General features: G+C 69.7%; 17 protein-coding genes. 10 read left to right on the top strand and 7 right to left on the bottom strand.

Annotation, left to right across the window (positions count from 1 at the left end):
* Positions 1–60: 60 nt before the first annotated feature.
* The 3 genes from R9Z33_RS23995 to R9Z33_RS23985 are packed head-to-tail and all read right to left on the bottom strand — an operon-like array spanning position 61 to position 4,579.
* Positions 61–1,695: a hydantoinase B/oxoprolinase family protein gene (locus R9Z33_RS23995; RefSeq protein ID WP_318649104.1), complete on the bottom strand. Its 1,635-nt coding sequence runs from the start codon at positions 1,693–1,695 to the stop codon at positions 61–63.
* Entirely contained in the window at positions 1,692–3,617 is a 1,926-nt protein-coding gene (locus R9Z33_RS23990) for a hydantoinase/oxoprolinase family protein (RefSeq protein WP_318649103.1), read from the bottom strand. Before R9Z33_RS23990 ends, R9Z33_RS23995 begins: the two co-directional genes overlap by 4 nt.
* Positions 3,618–3,622: 5 nt before the next feature.
* Entirely contained in the window at positions 3,623–4,579 is a 957-nt protein-coding gene (locus tag R9Z33_RS23985; RefSeq protein WP_318649102.1) for a Bug family tripartite tricarboxylate transporter substrate binding protein, read from the bottom strand.
* 110 nt (positions 4,580–4,689) lie between these two features.
* On the opposite strand from R9Z33_RS23985, the gene R9Z33_RS23980 reads away from it, so the two are divergent.
* Positions 4,690–5,661, top strand: a complete 972-nt coding sequence (locus R9Z33_RS23980) for a Bug family tripartite tricarboxylate transporter substrate binding protein (RefSeq protein WP_318649101.1) — start codon at positions 4,690–4,692, stop codon at positions 5,659–5,661.
* Positions 5,662–5,665: 4 nt separating this feature from the next.
* On the opposite strand, the gene R9Z33_RS23975 is transcribed toward R9Z33_RS23980, so the two are convergent.
* Positions 5,666–5,848, bottom strand: coding sequence for a hypothetical protein (locus tag R9Z33_RS23975; protein WP_318649100.1), 183 nt, complete (start codon positions 5,846–5,848; stop codon positions 5,666–5,668).
* 140 nt (positions 5,849–5,988) lie between these two features.
* Entirely contained in the window at positions 5,989–6,993 is a 1,005-nt protein-coding gene (locus R9Z33_RS23970) for a TerC family protein (RefSeq protein WP_318649099.1), read from the bottom strand.
* Between the two features lie 301 nt (positions 6,994–7,294).
* Here R9Z33_RS23970 and R9Z33_RS23965 point away from each other — a divergent pair, with 301 nt between their 5' ends.
* From R9Z33_RS23965 to R9Z33_RS23935, 7 genes are all read left to right on the top strand, one after another.
* Positions 7,295–7,576 carry a twin-arginine translocase TatA/TatE family subunit gene (locus tag R9Z33_RS23965; protein WP_318649098.1) on the top strand — a complete coding sequence of 94 codons (282 nt, stop codon included), beginning with the start codon at positions 7,295–7,297 and terminating at the stop codon, positions 7,574–7,576.
* Between the two features lie 42 nt (positions 7,577–7,618).
* Complete coding sequence (locus tag R9Z33_RS23960; RefSeq protein ID WP_404830632.1) at positions 7,619–8,230, top strand: methylthioribulose 1-phosphate dehydratase; 612 nt, start codon at positions 7,619–7,621, stop codon at positions 8,228–8,230.
* Entirely contained in the window at positions 8,227–8,766 is a 540-nt protein-coding gene (locus R9Z33_RS23955; RefSeq protein ID WP_318649097.1) for a 1,2-dihydroxy-3-keto-5-methylthiopentene dioxygenase, read from the top strand. The genes R9Z33_RS23960 and R9Z33_RS23955 overlap by 4 nt, the downstream gene beginning before the upstream one ends.
* 169 nt (positions 8,767–8,935) lie before the next feature.
* Positions 8,936–9,598, top strand: a complete 663-nt coding sequence (gene mtnC, locus R9Z33_RS23950) for an acireductone synthase (RefSeq protein WP_318649096.1) — start codon at positions 8,936–8,938, stop codon at positions 9,596–9,598.
* A gap of 58 nt (positions 9,599–9,656) precedes the next feature.
* Positions 9,657–10,637 carry a magnesium transporter CorA family protein gene (locus tag R9Z33_RS23945; protein ID WP_318649095.1) on the top strand — a complete coding sequence of 327 codons (981 nt, stop codon included), beginning with the start codon at positions 9,657–9,659 and terminating at the stop codon, positions 10,635–10,637.
* Between the two features lie 108 nt (positions 10,638–10,745).
* Positions 10,746–11,699, top strand: coding sequence for an acetamidase/formamidase family protein (locus tag R9Z33_RS23940; protein ID WP_318649093.1), 954 nt, complete (start codon positions 10,746–10,748; stop codon positions 11,697–11,699).
* A gap of 203 nt (positions 11,700–11,902) precedes the next feature.
* A complete protein-coding gene (locus R9Z33_RS23935) occupies positions 11,903–12,361 on the top strand; it encodes a hypothetical protein (protein ID WP_318649092.1) in 459 nt (152 codons plus the stop codon).
* 140 nt (positions 12,362–12,501) lie between these two features.
* Here R9Z33_RS23935 and typA read toward each other — a convergent pair whose 3' ends face one another.
* On the bottom strand, positions 12,502–14,346 hold the full coding sequence (gene typA / locus R9Z33_RS23930) for a translational GTPase TypA (protein WP_318649091.1): 1,845 nt from the start codon (positions 14,344–14,346) through the stop codon (positions 12,502–12,504).
* Between the two features lie 248 nt (positions 14,347–14,594).
* On the opposite strand from typA, the gene R9Z33_RS23925 reads away from it, so the two are divergent.
* Positions 14,595–14,927 carry a hypothetical protein gene (locus tag R9Z33_RS23925; RefSeq protein ID WP_318649090.1) on the top strand — a complete coding sequence of 111 codons (333 nt, stop codon included), beginning with the start codon at positions 14,595–14,597 and terminating at the stop codon, positions 14,925–14,927.
* On the opposite strand, the gene R9Z33_RS23920 is transcribed toward R9Z33_RS23925, so the two are convergent.
* Entirely contained in the window at positions 14,917–15,864 is a 948-nt protein-coding gene (locus tag R9Z33_RS23920) for a hypothetical protein (protein WP_318649089.1), read from the bottom strand. The genes R9Z33_RS23925 and R9Z33_RS23920 overlap by 11 nt on opposite strands.
* Before the next feature lie 33 nt (positions 15,865–15,897).
* Here R9Z33_RS23920 and R9Z33_RS23915 point away from each other — a divergent pair, with 33 nt between their 5' ends.
* On the top strand, positions 15,898–16,419 hold the full coding sequence (locus R9Z33_RS23915) for a cytochrome b (protein WP_318649088.1): 522 nt from the start codon (positions 15,898–15,900) through the stop codon (positions 16,417–16,419).
* Positions 16,420–16,435: the final 16 nt, after the last annotated feature.

Here is a 16,435-nt window from a genome sequence, read left to right as displayed (position 1 = left end):
GGTCGTGATCGTCATTGGTTCGCGTTTCCGCCCTGAATCTTGCCGGTGATGTTGCGGGTTTCAGGGGATGGTGGGAAGGCCCGCCAGCCGCGTATCCGCCGCACGCAGGGCGGCGCTGCGCTCGGCCGCCGGGCCATGGCCGCCACCGCCGCCGGTCCACATCTCGATCACGTCGCCCGCCTGGAGCACCAGGTCATCCTTGGAGCGCACGGCGATCACCGCGTCCCCGCGCATCACGCGGCAGCCGGCCAGCGCGCCCGGCTCACCGCCGGCCTGGCCCTCCGCGGCCACGCGGAAGCGGTCGCAATAGATGGCGAGGCGCACCCCCTCCTCCAGGATGCGGTAGCGCCGCATCGAGCCGTTGCCACCGCGATGCCGGCCCTGGCCACCCGTTCCCGGTAGCAGGCGATATTCCTCGATGCGGAAGAAGGGATAGTCGGCATCCGCCGCCTCCACCGGGACATTGGTGCAGTTGGAGAGCGGGCCGGCCACGGCGTCGCAGCCGTCATTCTCCGAGGATGCGCCATAGCCGCCGTCGCGCAGCTCGATGAAGACGCGGTAGCGGCCTTCCTTCAGCTGGGTGAGGCAGAAGGAGGTGGTGCTGTCGAAGCCCGTCGCCACCGCGCGCTCGGGCGTGGAGGCGCCGAGCGCCTTCAGCACCGCGTCATAGGCGCGATAGGTCGCTTCCATCCGCGCGCGCACGGGCGCGGGAAAGCGTGGATTGAGCAGCGTGCCCTCGGGCACGGTGATGGTGACGGCGCGCGCGGCACCCTCGTTGAAGGGTACGTCGTCGTCGCTCAGGAAGGATTTCAGCGCGGCGAGCGTGCCGGAAACGACAGAGGCATAGGGCGCGTTCAGATGCGTCCGCACCTGCGGCGCCGTGCCGGTGAAATCCACCGCCAGGGAATCGCCCGCGATGGTGACGGTGGCGCGGATGCGCAGCGGCTCGGCACTGATGCCGTCATCATCCACGAAATCCTCGCCCACATAGGTACCGTCCGGCAGCTCGCGGATGGCGGCGCGCAGGCGACGTTCGACATAGGCGATCTGCCCGGCCATGGCGGCTTCGACCGTCGCGGTTCCGTGCCGCGCGCAGAGTTCGCGCACGCGGGCGATGCCGGTGAAGCAGGCGGCGAACTGGCTCTCGATGTCGCCGATGGTCTGCTCGGGCACGCGGATATTGGCCGCGATCATCCCGCGCAGATTCCCCTCCAGCCAGTCACGGCGGTGGTTCCAGCGGGCGGGCGGGATGATGAGGCCCTCGCCATAGAGATCGGTCGCGGAGGAATTGAGCCCGGGCGCGCCGCCGCCGATGTCGAGGTGGTGGGCCACGGCCGCCGCATAGCCGATGATCCGCTGCTCCACGAAGATGGGCATGAAGATCAGGATGTCCTGCAGGTGGTGCGCGCCGCGATAGGGGTGGTTGGTGATGTAGAAATCACCCTCCTCCAGCCGCTCCGGCGGGCAGGCCGCCATGCAGTGGCGCAGCGTGATCGAAAGCGAACCGACGAGGACGGGGATCAGCTCATCGCTTTGCGCCACGGCCGCGCCGCTTGCATCCATGATGCCGGTGGAGGCGTCCTTGCCGTCGCGCACGATGGGCGAGAAGGCGGAGCGGTAGAGCTTGGCCCCCATCTCGCGCGCGGTGGACATGAGGGCCTGGCCGATCACGGCCTGGTCGGCGGGGCTGATCATGCATCCCTCGTCAGCAGCAGGTTGCCCGCGGCGTCTTCTTCCGCACGCCAGCCGGGCGGCACCCAGAGGCTTGCCGTGCTGTCCTCGATCAGCAGCGGGCCCCGCACCGGGCCGGCGAGGCGGGGCGGCCCGGCGAGGCCGGGCAATTCCTCTCGCGCCACATGCAGGCCGACGCGGTAGGAGACGATCTCGACGGCGCGGCGCGGGTCCACCGGCATGCGGTAGATGCGCTCATGCGCCGCGTTGAAGGCGGCGAGGAGGGCGGCCTCGTCCAAGGCCGCGTCGGGCAGCGGCACGCTGATCTCAAAGGCCTGGCCGACGAGCCGCATGTCGAGGCTCACCTCCAGCCGCCGCGCGCCGGTCACGCCATGCGCGTCGAAGCGCGCCTCCAGCTCGGCGCGCATCTCGGCGATGGCGGCCATCGCCTCGGCGGCGGCGCCCGGCGCGATGGTGCGGCGGCGCGTGCGCGCGGCGAGCAGGCTGTGATCGGCCGCGAGCAATCCATAGGCGGAGAGCACGCCAGCACCCGGCGGGACCAGCACGCGTGCCATGCCGAGTTCCTCGGCCACGGCGGCGGCGAGCAGCGGGCCGGCGCCGCCATAGGGCACCAGCACATGGTCGCGCGGGTCGCGCCCGCGCTCGGTGGAGACGAGGCGCACGGCCGCCACCACATGCGCGACGGCGATGCGGATCACGCTCTCCGCCGTCGCTTCCACGGAGAGGCCGAGCTGCGCGGCGAGCGGCGCATAGGCCGCGCGCGCTGCCGTGCCATCCATGACGAGCCCGCCCGCCAATCGCTTCCCGGCGGGGATTCGCCCCGCGATCACCTGCGCGTCCGTCAGCGTGGGTCGCGTGCCGCCGCGCCCGTAGCAGGCAGGCCCCGGCACCGCCCCCGCACTGCGCGGCCCCACGCGCAGCATGCCGCCCTCATCCATCCAGGCGAGCGAGCCGCCGCCCGCGCCCACGGTCGTGATGTCGAGCATGGGCATCTGCACGACCAGGCCATCCACTCGCGCCTCGCGCGCGAGTTCCGGCCTGCCATCCGCGATCAGCGCCACATCCGCGCTGGTGCCGCCGACATCCAGCGTGATGATGTCCCGCACACCCGAGCGCCCGGCCTGCCGCACCGCGCCCATGACGCCGGCCGCGGGACCCGAGAGCAGCGCGCTCGCCGCATTGCGCCGCATGGCGGCGGCGGGCACGCGCCCGCCATTGGACTGCATGACCGAGAAGGCGCCGGTGAAGCCGCCCTCCGCCAGGCGCGTTTCCATCCGGCCGAGATAGGCGTCCAGCACCGGTTGCACATAGGCGGCGAGGGCGGTGGTGCTGGCGCGTTCATATTCGCGGAACTCCTGCGTCACCTCATGCGAGGCGGTGACGGGAAGCCCGGGGGCCAGTTGCCGCACCAGCGCCGCCAGTGCCTGCTCATGCGCCGGGTTGGCATAGGCGTTCAGCAGGCAGATCGCGACGGCGCCGGGCTGCGTCGCGGCCAGGAAGGCGGCGAGGCGCGGCGCGAAGCCCTCGGCGTCGAAGGCGCGTGCGGCCGAGCCATCGGCCAGCATGCGCTCAGGCACGTCGAGCGAATCCTCGCGCGCCACCAGCGGGACGGGCTTGCGATAGCGCAGGTTGAAGAGTTGCAGCTTGTCCTGCCGTGCCAGCAGCAGCACGTCGCGGAAGCCCTCGGTCACCAGCAGAGCGAGGCGCGCGCCGCGCCGCTCCAGCACCGCATTCGTCGCGACGGTGGAGCCATGGACGAATTCATCCATCGCATCCGGCGCGAGGCCGGCGGCCGCCAGCGCGTCGAAGGCCGCCGCATCGGGGGCGGCGGGCGTGCTCGGCACCTTCGTGACGCGCACCCCCTCGGGGCCGATGCTCACCAGATCCGTGAAGGTGCCGCCGATCTCGATTCCGACCGAACGCATGCCCCTTACTGCACGCTGATGCGTGCTTCGCGGATCACGCGGCCCCAGCGCTCGGTCTCCTCGCGCGCCAGCTGGCCCAGCGCCTCGGGCGTGCCATCGGCGGGTTCGGCGCCGAGTTCCAGGATGCGCTGGCGCACGGCGGGCCGCGCCATGATGCGGCGGAAGCCGGCATTGAGGCGCTGCACCACCGGGGCCGGCACCTGGCCTCCGGTGAAGAGCGCGAACCAGGAGACGACGGAATAGCCCGGCACCGTCTCGGCCACCGTCGGAATGTCGGGTGCGGCCACCGCGCGCGCGGGCGAGGTGACGGCGAGGCCGGTGAGGCGGCCCGAGCGCACCAGCTCGATGGCACCCGGCATGTTCTCGAACATGAGCTGGATCTGGCCGCCCTGCAGGTCGGTCAGCGCAGGCACGCTGCCACGATAGGGCACATGCACGATGTCCACGCCCGTCATCAGCTTGAACAGCTCGCCCGCCAGATGCGTGGTGGCGCCGATGCCGGCCGAGCCGAAGTGGATGGCGCCGGGCCGGGCGCGCGCGGCGGCGATGAGCTGCGCGATGTTGGTGATGCCGCTCGAGGGGCTGACGACGACGAGGTTCGGCACATTCGCCACCAGCATGACGGGGGCGAGGTCCCGCAGCGGCTCATAGGGGAGGCTGGACATGAGGGCGGGCGCGGTGGCGATGGGCCCCGGCGTTCCCATGACCAGGCTGGTGCCGTCGGGTGCGGCGGCCGCCACCTGGGCGGTGCCCGTCACGCCCCCCGCGCCGGGCCGCGATTCGACGATGATGGGCTGGCCGAATTCGGCCTGGCCATGCTCGGAGAGGATGCGGGCCAGGATGTCCGTCGTGCCGCCGGTGGTGAAGGGAACCATGAGGCGGATGGGCCGGGCGGGCAGCTCCTGCGCCTGGGCCCCGAGGGCGAGGAAGGGCGTGGCCAGCACCAGGGCGCGTCGGTTCATTCTGCCTTCACCTTGCAAAGCTGTTCGGACAAGTCTGGCCACCCGCGTCACGGCATGCAAGCGCCGCGTGGAGCGGCTATAAGCTGGCGCAAAGCCCTGGAGGATTTCCCATGCCAGCCTCTCGTCGCGCCGTCCTGGCGCTGCCCGCCCTCGCGGCCCCCGTCGTGGTGCAGGCCCAGCCCGCCTGGCCCGACCGCCCGGTGCGGATCATCGTGAGCTTCCCGGGCGGTTCCACGCCCGACATCGCGGCGCGCGCGGTCGCCACGCATCTCCAGCAGGTGTTCGGCCAGCCCTTCGTGATCGACAATCGCGCGGGCGGCGGCGGGACCATTGGCGCCGAGGCCGCGGCGCGCGCCACGGATGGGCACACGCTGGGGGTGACGATCGGCGGCCCCGGCTCCATCGCGAAGATCCTGAATCCGGGCCTGGCCTATGATCCGGTGACGGATCTGCAGCCCGTCTCCCTGCTGGCGCGCATGCCCTTCGTGCTGGCGGTGAACCCCAATGTGCCGGTGCGCAACGTGGCGGAGCTGATCGCCTATGCCCGGGCCAATCCCGGCAAGTTGAACTATGGCTCGGTCGGCGCGGGCAGCACGGGCCACATGCTGGTGGCCGAGATGGCGGCGCGCCACCGGCTGGACATGACGCACATCCCCTTCCGCTCGGTGCCGCAGAGCGTGACCGAAATCGTCGCCGGGCGGATCGAGCTGATGGCGGCGGCGGCCGGCGCGGTGCTCGGCCAGGCGCGGGGCGGCCAGGTGCGGGCGCTGGCGGTCTCGGGCGATGCGCGCATGGCGCAGCTGCCCGACGTGCCGCTGCTGACCGAGGCGGGTGAGCCGGGGGCCGGCATCTATGCCTGGATCGGCCTTTTCGCGCCGACCAACATGCCGGCGGATCGCGTGGCGCGGATCTCCCAGGAGGCGGGGCGCGCCCTGTCCAACCCCGAGACGGGACGGACGCTGGAGGCGGCGGGCTTCGAGCCGCTGGGCACGCCGCCCGCCCTGCTCCAGGCGCTGATCCAGTCGGAGGTGGCGCATTGGGGGCCGATCATCCGGCGGCTGAACATCCGGCCGGAGAGCTGAGGGCCTACTGGGTCGCGCGGTCCAGGGCGCGACCGGCGCGTTCGGCGGGACCGCTCGGCGGGTCCACCGTATCGCGCAGCGATTGGGCGGCGCGATCCAGGCTCTGGCCGGCGCGCTCGGCAGGGCCGGCAGGAGGGTCGCAGGCGGCGAGCGCGAGCAGGGGGAGCAGCAGGAGGGTGCGAAGCATCGGGGATGGCCTTGGGGCGAAGTGCCCGGTCAGGAACGTCGCCTCGCGCCCCGGGTTGCGGTGCGCGCAAAAAAAGCCCCGCGCAAAGAAAAAGGGCGGCGCCTTTCGGCGCCGCCCCCGGTTCAGGACCGGATGTCCCGTTACTTGTGGGCGCCGCCCGCCTGGTCACGCGTCTTGTAGAGCGAGAAGACGATGCCGCCCGCGATCAGCGCGCCGGTGACGCCGAGCGAGAAGGCCGGGTCCAGCTTCCCGAAGATCTGGTTCCAGAAGATCTTCACGCCGATGAACACCAGCACCATCGCCAGCGCGTACTTCAGGTATTCGAAGCGGTGCACCATGGCGGCCAGCGCGAAGTAGAGGGCGCGCAGGCCGAGGATGGCCATGATGTTCGCGGTGTAGACGATGAAGGTGTCGGTCGTGATGGCGAAGATCGCCGGCACGCTGTCCACCGCGAAGATCAGGTCGGCGATGTTGATGATGATCAGCGCCAGGAAGAGCGGGGTCGCCGTCAGCGCCAGCTTGCCGGTCTTGGGGTCGGGCTCGCGCACGAAGAACTTCTCGTCATGCAGCGTGTCGGAGACGCGCATGTGCTTCCGCATGAACTTCACGACGGGGTTCTTCGAGATGTCGGGCTCGGTCTCCGGCACCATCAGCATCTTGATACCGGTGCCGATCAGGAAGGCGCCGAAGATGAAGAGGATCCAGGAGTATTCCTGCACCAGGGCCGCACCCACCGCGATCATGATGCCGCGCAGGATGATGACCGCGATGATGCCCCAGACCAGCGCGCGGTACTGGTATTTCCGCGGGATGGCGAAATAGCCGAAGATCAGGCTGATCACGAAGACGTTGTCGATCGAGAGCGCCTTCTCGATGAAATAGCCCGTGAAGTAGGTGATGCCGGCATGCGTGCCGTCACTCGTCGTGATGTGGCCGGCGTCATAGGCCCACCAGATGGCGGCGCCATAGACCATGGCGAAGGCGATGTAGAAGGCGGACAGCCAGAGGCTCTCCTGGATGCCCATTTCCTTGTCCTCCTTGTGGAGGACGCCCAGGTCGAAGGCGAGCAGGGCGATGACGATGGCCAGGAAGCCACCCCACATCCAGATCGGCTTGCCGACCCATTCGAGCAACAGGAATTCCATGTGATCTCTAACTCCTCTGGGGCGGGGCCGTGATGGTTTTGCCCCGCGAGATGGCAAAAACATCCGACATCACGCGGGCGAAGTTTCGCTTCACCCGCGCCAGAGGGGCCCGGACGAGCGCCATATGGCGTATTTCTTACGGGCACGCAAGATTGCCCTGAACGGCACCTGAATGAAATTCCCATTGCGGCGAGGCCGCCCCCGGCCCACATAGGGCCCATGTCGGGAGGGGAGTTTGCGCTCGGAGCGGGCGCACACTAGGTTCCCGCCAGTATAAGCACCACGGGATCGAGGCGCGACGATGGGTTCTTTCAGCATTTGGCATTGGTTGGTGGTTCTGCTGGTCGTTCTGCTGCTGTTCGGCAGCGGCAAGATCAGCGGCCTGATGGGTGACGTCGCGAAGGGCATCAAATCCTTCAAGGCGAACATCAAGGAAGACGAGAAGCCCGCCGACGCTTCCATGGCGGCCGAATCGGCCCCGCCGGCCGGCACCATCGCCGGCCCGCAAGGCGCGACGACGGCGGCCGCCACGGCCGAGCCCGCCAGCGGCACGACCCCCGCGACCGGCCGCCCCGCGGCCTGAGCGGCGCGCCGGGCCTGGCCCGGCGTCTCCCTGGAGACCGGCGTGATTCCTTCCGAAGCGACCGAGGCGATTCGCGCGGCCGGGCGCCGGATGGATTCACGTGGTTGGGTGCCGGCGACGGCGGGCAACATCTCGGTCCGTCTGCCCGATGGCCGCATCGCCATCACCCGCTCCGGCTTCCACAAGGGTTTCATCCCGGAAGACGGCGTCATGACCGTGGACCTGGATGGTCGCCCGGAGCAGTCCAACCTCCGGCCCTCGGCCGAGACGGGGCTGCATTGCGGCATCTATCGCCGCTTCCCGCAGGCCGGCGCCGCCCTGCACGGCCATTCCGTGCCGGCGACCGTCCTTTCGCGCCTGGCCGGCCCGCAGGTCACGCTCGCCGGTTATGAGTTGCTGAAGGCCTTTCCCGGCCTGCCCACGCATGAGGCGGCGATCCGCCTGCCCGTGCTGGAAAATGACCAGGACATTGCACGGCTGCAGGCCCGCGTGACCGAGGCCTGGGACGCCGACCCCGCCCATCCGCCCGGCTATTTGATCCGCGGCCATGGTGTCTATGTATGGGCCGAGGACATGCCGGGCGCGCTGCTGCGCCTGGAGGCCCTGGAATTCATGCTCGCATGCGAGCTGGAAGCACGGAGATTGCCGCGATGAGCCGTTTGACCGTCTGGGACGCCGCGACGAAGGAGGAGATCCTCCGCACCGAGGACGCGGACATGATCGCCGCCACGCTGAAGGAAGTGGGCGTGCGCTTCGAGCGCTGGCCGGTGGCGCCGCTGCCCAAGGGCGCGCCGGCCGATGCGGTGCTGGCCGCCTACAAGCCGCATCTCGACGCCTTCCTGGCCGAGACCGCCGCCGGCACGGCCGATGTGATCCAGCTGACGCCCGACCACCCGATGAAGGATGCGCTGCGGGACAAGTTCCTGAAGGAGCACATCCACACCGAGGATGAGGTGCGCTTCTTTCATGAGGGTGCCGGCAATTTCGTGCTGCACCTGAACGGCCGCGTCTATGACGCGCATTGCACCCGGGGCGACCTGATCAGCGTGCCGGCCAATACCCAGCACTGGTTCGACAGTGGCGATGCGCCGGACTTCACCGTGCTGCGCGTCTTCACCGACACCAGCGGCTGGACGCCGCATTACACCGGCACCGACATGGCGGAACGCTTCCCGGTCGTGGTGGGCTGACGCCCACTCCCCGCGAAGCTATCGGCGGCTCAACCGCCGCGTTGCGGCGGCCGCACCGCCGAAATCTTCGCGGGGGCGCCATTCCGCTGATTCTGATGGGCCTGCTCCGTTGCCGCGGCAAAGCCGCGGCGCCGATCGGGGGGCCACTTCGTCCTGAGAGGGTCGCTCGATGATCACGCATATCCTGACGGACATCGAGGGCACGACCACCGCCATCGCCTTCGTGCATCGCAGCCTCTTCCCCTACGCGGCCTCGGCGCTGGAGGAGTTCCTGGCACGGCATGGCGAGGAGCCGGAGGTCGCGGCGATTCTCGCCGATGTGCCGGGCGATCCGCTGACCACGCTGCGCGAGTGGATGGCGGCGGATGCGAAGGTCACGCCGCTCAAGGCGCTGCAGGGGCTGATCTGGAACCAGGGCTACGCCGATGGCGCGCTGCGCGGGCATCTCTGGCCCGATGTCGCGGTGGAACTGCGCGCCTGGCACGCGCGCGGCCTGCACCTCGCCATCTATTCCTCGGGCAGCGAGCAGGCGCAGCGGCTGCTCTTCCGCCACTCTGAGGCGGGCGACCTGGAGCCGCTCTTCGAAGGCTTCTTCGACACCCGCATGGGCGCCAAGCGCGAGGCCCAGAGCTACACGCGCATCACGGAAGCCTGGGGCGCCGAACCCGCCCGCATCCTCTTCCTCTCGGACGTTGCGGAGGAGCTCGATGCGGCCCGTGCGGCCGGCTTCGCCACCTGCCAGCTGGTGCGCGCGGAGGATGGGACAAAGCCCTCCGGCCGCCATCCCGAGGCCGCGGATTTCAAAGCTGTGAACCGCCTTCTCGCGGCGTGACAGGTGGCGGGCGCGCCGTTAGAACCGGCCGCACCGGCATCCCCGCGGAGGACCGCCCATGCTGACGACCTACACCGTCGAGAACGGCCACCTCGCGGTCCGCGACCATGTGCGCGACGCGGAGGCGCTGCGCCGTGCGGTCTGGATCGACCTGCTGCAGCCCTCGCTCGAGGAAGAGCACGCGGTGCAGGCGGCGCTCGGCATCGAGGTACCGACGCGCGAGGAGATGCAGGAGGTCGAAAGCTCGTCGCGACTGTATCGCGAGGGCGATTCGCTGGTGCTCACCGCGAACTTCCTGCATGGCGCGGATACCGGGAATTTCGGTTCCACGCCCATCTCCTTCGTGCTGACCGCGACCGCGCTGATCACGGTGCGCTACGCCACACCCAAGGCCTTCCCGGTGTTCACCGCCCGCTGCCAGAAATCGCCCGCGCTCGTCAGCAGCGGGGATGCGGTGATGCTGCATCTCTTTGAGCAGATCGTGGACCGCCTCGCCGACATCCTTGAGCGCATCAGCAGCGACATGGACCGCGCGAGCCACAACATCTTCCAGCGCGGCGTCGAAGACCCCGCCAACAAGCGCGACCGCAACCTGAAGGAAGCGTTGCTGACGCTGGGCCAGGTGGGCGAGGTGACGACCCGCGCCTCGGAAACGCTGCTTGGCCTCAACCGCATCTTCACCTTCGTCAGCGCCGAGAAGGCGATGGCCGTGCGGAAGGAGAACCAGGGCACCATCAAGACCCTCGTGCGGGACGTGCGCTCCCTCGTGGAATACGCGAATTTCCTGAACAGCAAGGCGACCTTCCTGCTCGACGCCGTGCTCGGCATCATCAATGTCGAGCAGACGAACATCATCAAGACCTTCACGGTGGTGAGCGTGGCGCTGATGCCGCCGACCCTGATCGCCTCCATCTACGGCATGAACTTCCAGCACATGCCTGAGCTCGAATGGACCTTCGGCTATCCGCTGGCCCTCGGCCTGATGGTGGCGACGGCGGTGCTGCCCATCTGGTTCTTCAAGCGCAAAGGGCTGCTGTAGCGCCCAGGCTTTGGGCAATCCGGACCGGACGCGCGCGCGGCACCTGTCCCGACCGCTTGACCAATCGCCGCAGACTGGCATGTGTGGCCGACCCTTCAGGAGCCTGCCATGCCCGCGACCCATCGCATTCCCGCCACCCCCGAGACCATCCGCTGGGGCACCTTCGACGGCAGCTACAAGCCTGTCGCCGAGGTGGAGAGCGGGGACCTCGTCATCCTGCAATGCGTCTCCGGCGCGCCGGACGTGGTGGCCGAGGCCGAGGCGTTGGGCCTGAAGATCCCGCCCGCGCTGGCGGCCATCCACGCCAGCAACCCGCCGCGCCTTGGGCCGCACATCCTCACCGGCCCCGTCGCCGTGAAGGGCGCCGTGCCGGGTGACGTGCTGCGCGTGGATATCGAGAAGATCGAGCTCGGCGCCGAATGGGGCTTCTGCGGCTTCCGCCCGCTGGGCGGCACCCTGCCGGAGGATTTCCCCTATCGCCGCATGCTGCACATCCCGGTGGATCACGAGAAGCGCACCGGCCATGTGCCGATCGGCGGCGGCATCACCCTGCCCCTCAGCCCCTTCTTCGGCGTGATGGGCGTGGCGCCGCCGGTGGAGTGGGGCGCGATCAGCACGAAGGAGCCGCGCGCCCATGGCGGCAACCTCGACAACAAGGAGATCGGCGAGGGTGCCACGCTCTTCCTGCCGGTGCATGTCCCGGGCGGCAATTTCTCGGCCGGTGACGGCCATGGCGTGCAGGGCGATGGCGAGGTCTGCATCAACGCGCTGGAGATGTGCCTGACCGGCCATTTCCGCCTGACGCTGATGAAGGGCGCGAACCTGGCCTATCCGCGCGCCGAGACCGCCACGCACTACATCACCATGGGCATGCATGAGGATCTGGACGAGGCGATGAAGAAGGCGCTCAGGGAGATGATCGGCTTCATCACCAGCCGCACCAATCTCAGCGCCGCCGATGCCTATCAGTTCTGCTCGCTGGCCGTGGATTTCCACGTGACGCAGACGGTGAACGGCGAGAAGGGCGTGCATGGCCTGCTGAAGAAGGGGTTGTTGTTTTAACGCCCTCAAAGGCCGGGCGGCGGCTCCGCCGCCTAGGCTTCGGATTGCTGAAGCAATCCGCCGGCCGCGCGTGCGGCCGGATCCTCCTTTGGCCCGCCTTTTTCTGGGCGGAGCGGCGTCCAGGGCCGCCGTACCACGCCCGGGGATTGGATTTCCCCGGCCGATGGCGTTTCATGGAGTGTCTTTTTCGCCAAGGAACGTCCATGCGCCGCCTGCTGTTCGCCGTCGCCCTGCTTGCTCCTCTCGGAACCGCCCAGGCGCAGGACGCCTTCTGCCAGGGCCTGCGCCAGATCGTGCAGGCGGCCGCGCAGGATTTCGTCGAGCTGCCCCTGGGCAACCATTACCTGCACGGCTCGGTGAATGAGCGGCGCGGCGTGGCGCCTCCGGGCAACGGGCTGCCGCCGCGCGCCGTCTATTATGCCGTGATGCTGCGCGATGATTCGCCGCGCGCCTTCACCCTCGCCGAGCAGCGGATGCGCAGCCTGCAAACCGAGATCAACCGCTGCCTGCCCCAGGCCCAGGCCTCGGCGGTGGACAGCAACGACCGCGGCTCCTTCCAGACATGGACGCTGGAGCGCGCGGTGGTCGGCCTGCGGCGCGAGGACAGCCGCGGTTTCGCCTCATCGACCGAGATCCTCGTCTCGATCACCTCACGCTGGTAGCTTCTGGCTGCTTTTAATCGCCGGGCGTGCGCGCCGCGCGCCTGGCTTCGCGGCGGCACGGTTGTGCTGTGTGATGCGCCTGGTTGGGCGGACCCGGCCGCATTGCGGCCGGATCCATCATGACCGGAGTCCGGTGAGGCTCAGGCCGCCTCGCCCTTGACCGGCAGGCCCTCGGCGCGGCGCGACGCGCGCTTGCGCTCGTTCGGGTCCAGGTGGCGCTTGCGCAGGCGCACGACGGAGGGCGTCACCTCCACCAGCTCGTCATCCTCGATATAGGCGATCGCCTGCTCGAGGGTGAGCTTGCGCGGCGGGATCAGCAGCAGCGCGTCATCCTTGCCGGCGGCACGGATGTTCGTGAGCTTCTTCTCCTTGACTGGGTTCACCTCGAGGTCATCGCCGCGCGAATTCTCGCCGATGATGAGCCCGACATAGACCTTGGCGCCGGGGTCCACGAAGAGCGTGCCGCGCTCCTGCAGGGCGAACAGCGCATACTGCGTCGTCTCGCCATCCACGTTGGAGATCAGCGAGCCGTTGCGGCGGCCTTCCATCACGCCGGCCCAGGGCAGGTAGCCGTGGAACAGGCGGTTCATGATGCCGGTGCCGCGCGTGTCCGTCAGGAATTCGCTGTGGTAGCCGATCAGGCCGCGCGAGGGCATGAGGAAGGTGAGGCGCGTCTTGCCGCCGCCCGAGGGGCGCATGTCCTGCATCTGCGCCTTGCGGATCGAGAGCTTCTCGACGACGACGCCGGTATAGGCGTCATCCACGTCCACCAACACTTCCTCGAAGGGCTCCTCCTTGGCGCCGGTCTCCGGGTTCTCGCGCATCAGCACGCGCGGGCGGCCGATGGTCAGCTCGAAGCCCTCGCGGCGCATCGTTTCGATCAGCACGCCGAGCTGAAGCTCGCCGCGGCCGGCCACTTCGAAGGCGTCGGTCTCGGTGGAGACGGTGACCTTGATGGCCACATTGCCCTCCGTCTCGCGCTCCAGACGGTCGCGGATCTGGCGGGAGGTGACCTTCTTGCCCTCGCGGCCGCCCAGCGGGCCGTCATTCACGCGGAAGGTCATGGCGAGCGTCGGCGGGTCCACCGGCACGGCCGGCAGCGGCGTGGCCTGCTCCGGCGCGCAGATGGTGTCGGGGATGGTGCTGTCCGACAGGCCGGCGATGGCGATGATGTCGCCCGCCACCGCCTCGTCCACGGGGATGCGCTCGAGGCCGCGGAAGGTCAGCAGCTTGGTGAGGCGCCCGGTCTCGACCTGCGTGCCGTCGGCGCGCAGCACCTTCACCGGCATGTTCACGCGGGCCGTGCCCTGCTCGATACGGCCGGTCAGGATGCGGCCCAGGAAGTTGTCGTATTCGAGGATGGAGGCGTTCATCGCGAAGGGCGCGTCAAGCGCCACCTTCGGCTCCGGCACGTGGCGGATGATCAGGTCGAACATCGCGTCCAGGTTGCGGCGCGGGCCGTCCATCGTCTCATCCGCCCAGCCCTGGCGGCCCGAGGCGAAGAGCATGGGGAAGTCCAGCTGCTCGTCATTGGCGCCGAGATTGGCGAAGAGGTCGAAGATCTCGTCATGGACTTCGTGCGGCCGCGCGTCCTGGCGGTCCACCTTGTTGACCAGCACGATGGGGCGGATGCCGCGCGCGAGCGCCTTGCCCAGCACGAACTTGGTCTGTGGCAGCACGCCCTCGGCGGCGTCCACCAGCAGCACGCAGCCATCCACCATGGAGAGGATGCGCTCCACCTCGCCGCCGAAATCGGCGTGGCCGGGCGTGTCCACGATGTTGAGCTTCACGCCCTTCCACTCGACGGCGGTGCACTTGGCCAGGATGGTGATCCCGCGCTCGCGCTCCAGGTCGTTGCGGTCCATGGCGCGCTCGGCGACCTGCTGGTTCTCGCGGAAGGTGCCCGCCTGCTTCAGCAACTGGTCCACCAGGGTGGTCTTTCCGTGGTCGACGTGCGCGATGATGGCGAGGTTACGCATGGGCATGGATCAGGACTTCCGGGCAAGTGTGAGGCCCGGGACCGTGGTCGGGCCGGGCGGCGTGGCGATCAATTGATTGGGTTGCGGGCACAGGCAGCGTGTGTGCGGCGCACACATAGGCGCAAGCGCGCCAAATTGCCAGCGAAGATGTTGGGGCGCCCCGATTCGGGGGATTTCCGCGGGGGAGGGGCTTCGTGTAGCATTTTCTCGGAACCGATGGCGTGGAGGCCTTTTGTCGGATGTTCCGATGGATGATGGCCGCGGCCCTGGCCTTCCTGGCCGGCCCCGCCCCCGCCCTGGCGCAACAGGGCACCTGCCTCACCCGCAACATGCTCCAGGTGGATGCCGCCTATTCGCGTGACGCGGCCGCCGGCAGCTATGACTACATGGTCCAGGTCAGCAACCTCACCGCCCAGGCCGTCCGCTTCCGGGCGCAGTTCCAGATGACCGGCGCCATTCCGGACCCCCGCCTTGCCAGCACGATGTTCCAGGTGGCCCCCCGCGGCAGCCTCGTCATTCCCCTGGCGAATGGGCGCGCCCGCGCTGATGCCACCCGGGTGCGCATGGGCGTGACCCTCATCTGCTGAGCGGCGGCACGCCCCGGGGCCATTCCACCTGGCCCAGCACCCAGCCTTCCCATCGCCGCACCATGTCATCCGCCGGGACCGCATCCGGCTGAACGCCATCCAGCACGGCGACCAGCGCAGCGAGGCCGAGGGTGCAGTCCAGCCGGTCCTCTCCCGCCGCATCCGCGCCGAACCCGTCCCGGATCATCGCGAGCGCCGGGGCCGAGGGCGCGATCCGCAGCCCCGCCAGCACCGCGCGCAGCGCCTCGGCGAGGGCGAGCCGCGCCGCGCGCTCCCGCTTGCTGCCGGCGAGGCGAAGGCCGAGCTGGCGCAGCGCCTCGGCCGGATAGACCTCGGCCAGGGCGATCCGGCCCGGGCGCAGCAGCGCGTGCAGCGCGCCCTCGAAGGGCCAGAGGGAGAGGGGGGCGCCGGCCGCCAGCGCCGGGGCCAGCCAGTCCCGCCAGGCGGTGATGGCGGCCTTGCCCGACTGGTTCGCCCCCAGCGTCCAAAAGGGCGGCGCACCGGCCGGGCGGCTGGCCGTCGCGCGGTCGCACCAGCGGTGGAGCGCCTCGGCGCCGGGCAGGCCGAGGGCGGCGGCATGGGAGGCGCGCGTCATGCCCTTCACGCCGCGCATCGGATAGAAGGGAGCCTCCAGCCCGATGCCGGCCAGCGTCTCGTTCACCGCGAAGAAACGGGCATCGCCGGCCCGGCCGCGCAGGAATTCGAGGAACCCCGCCTCAGGCCGCTGCGCCGCATAGGCGCGCGGCACGCCGAGCGGCAGGTCGAGCCCGAGGGCCACCGGGACCCCCTCTGCGAGCAGGGCGGCGGCAAAGCCGGCGGGGTCGCCCACCGGGCGCGGCGCCTCCAGCTGCCAGCCTTGCGCGCCGCGCCGCGCGACCGCGGCCCAGCGCTTGCCCGGCGCCACCGACCAATCCGCGTGCGCGGCGATCATCTCCATGACAGGATGGCCCGACCCTGGATGGAGGCGCGCATGGCCTATTCCCCGCTGGCGAAGTGGTTTCACTGGATCACGGTGGTGCTGATCCTGGTCGCGCTGCCGACCGGCTTCGTGATCGGCCACATCAAGGACGCGAGCAAGATGGGCTTCTACGCCATCCATGAGAGCGCGGGCCTGACGCTGCTCATCGTGGCGGCGCTGCGCCTCTGGTACCGGATCAAGAATCCCGTGCCGGTGGAGGCGAGCCTGCCCGCGCCAATGCGCCGGGCCGCCACGGGCGTGCATCATGCGCTCTACGGCGCCCTGATCCTGCAACCCCTGCTGGGCTTCTTCGCCACCAATGCCTTCGGCTTCCCGATGCAGGGCGCCACCGCCTATCTCGGCTTCATCGACCTGCCGAAATTCATGCCCGCCTGGGAGGGGCTGGCCCGGGTGCTGCTCTGGCTGCACCAGACGCTGGGCTGGGCCATCGTGGCGCTGCTGGCGGCGCATGTGGGGGCCGTGGTCTTCCACCAGGCGATCCGCAAGGACGGGACGCTGATCCGGATGGTGTGATCCCGGTCGCCCGGGG

Source organism: Sediminicoccus rosea (genome assembly GCF_033547095.1).
Classification (GTDB): domain Bacteria; phylum Pseudomonadota; class Alphaproteobacteria; order Acetobacterales; family Acetobacteraceae; genus Roseococcus; species Roseococcus rosea.
The sequence above is the reverse complement of the archived record's forward strand: the minus strand, read 5'-3'. Positions and strand labels throughout refer to the sequence as shown.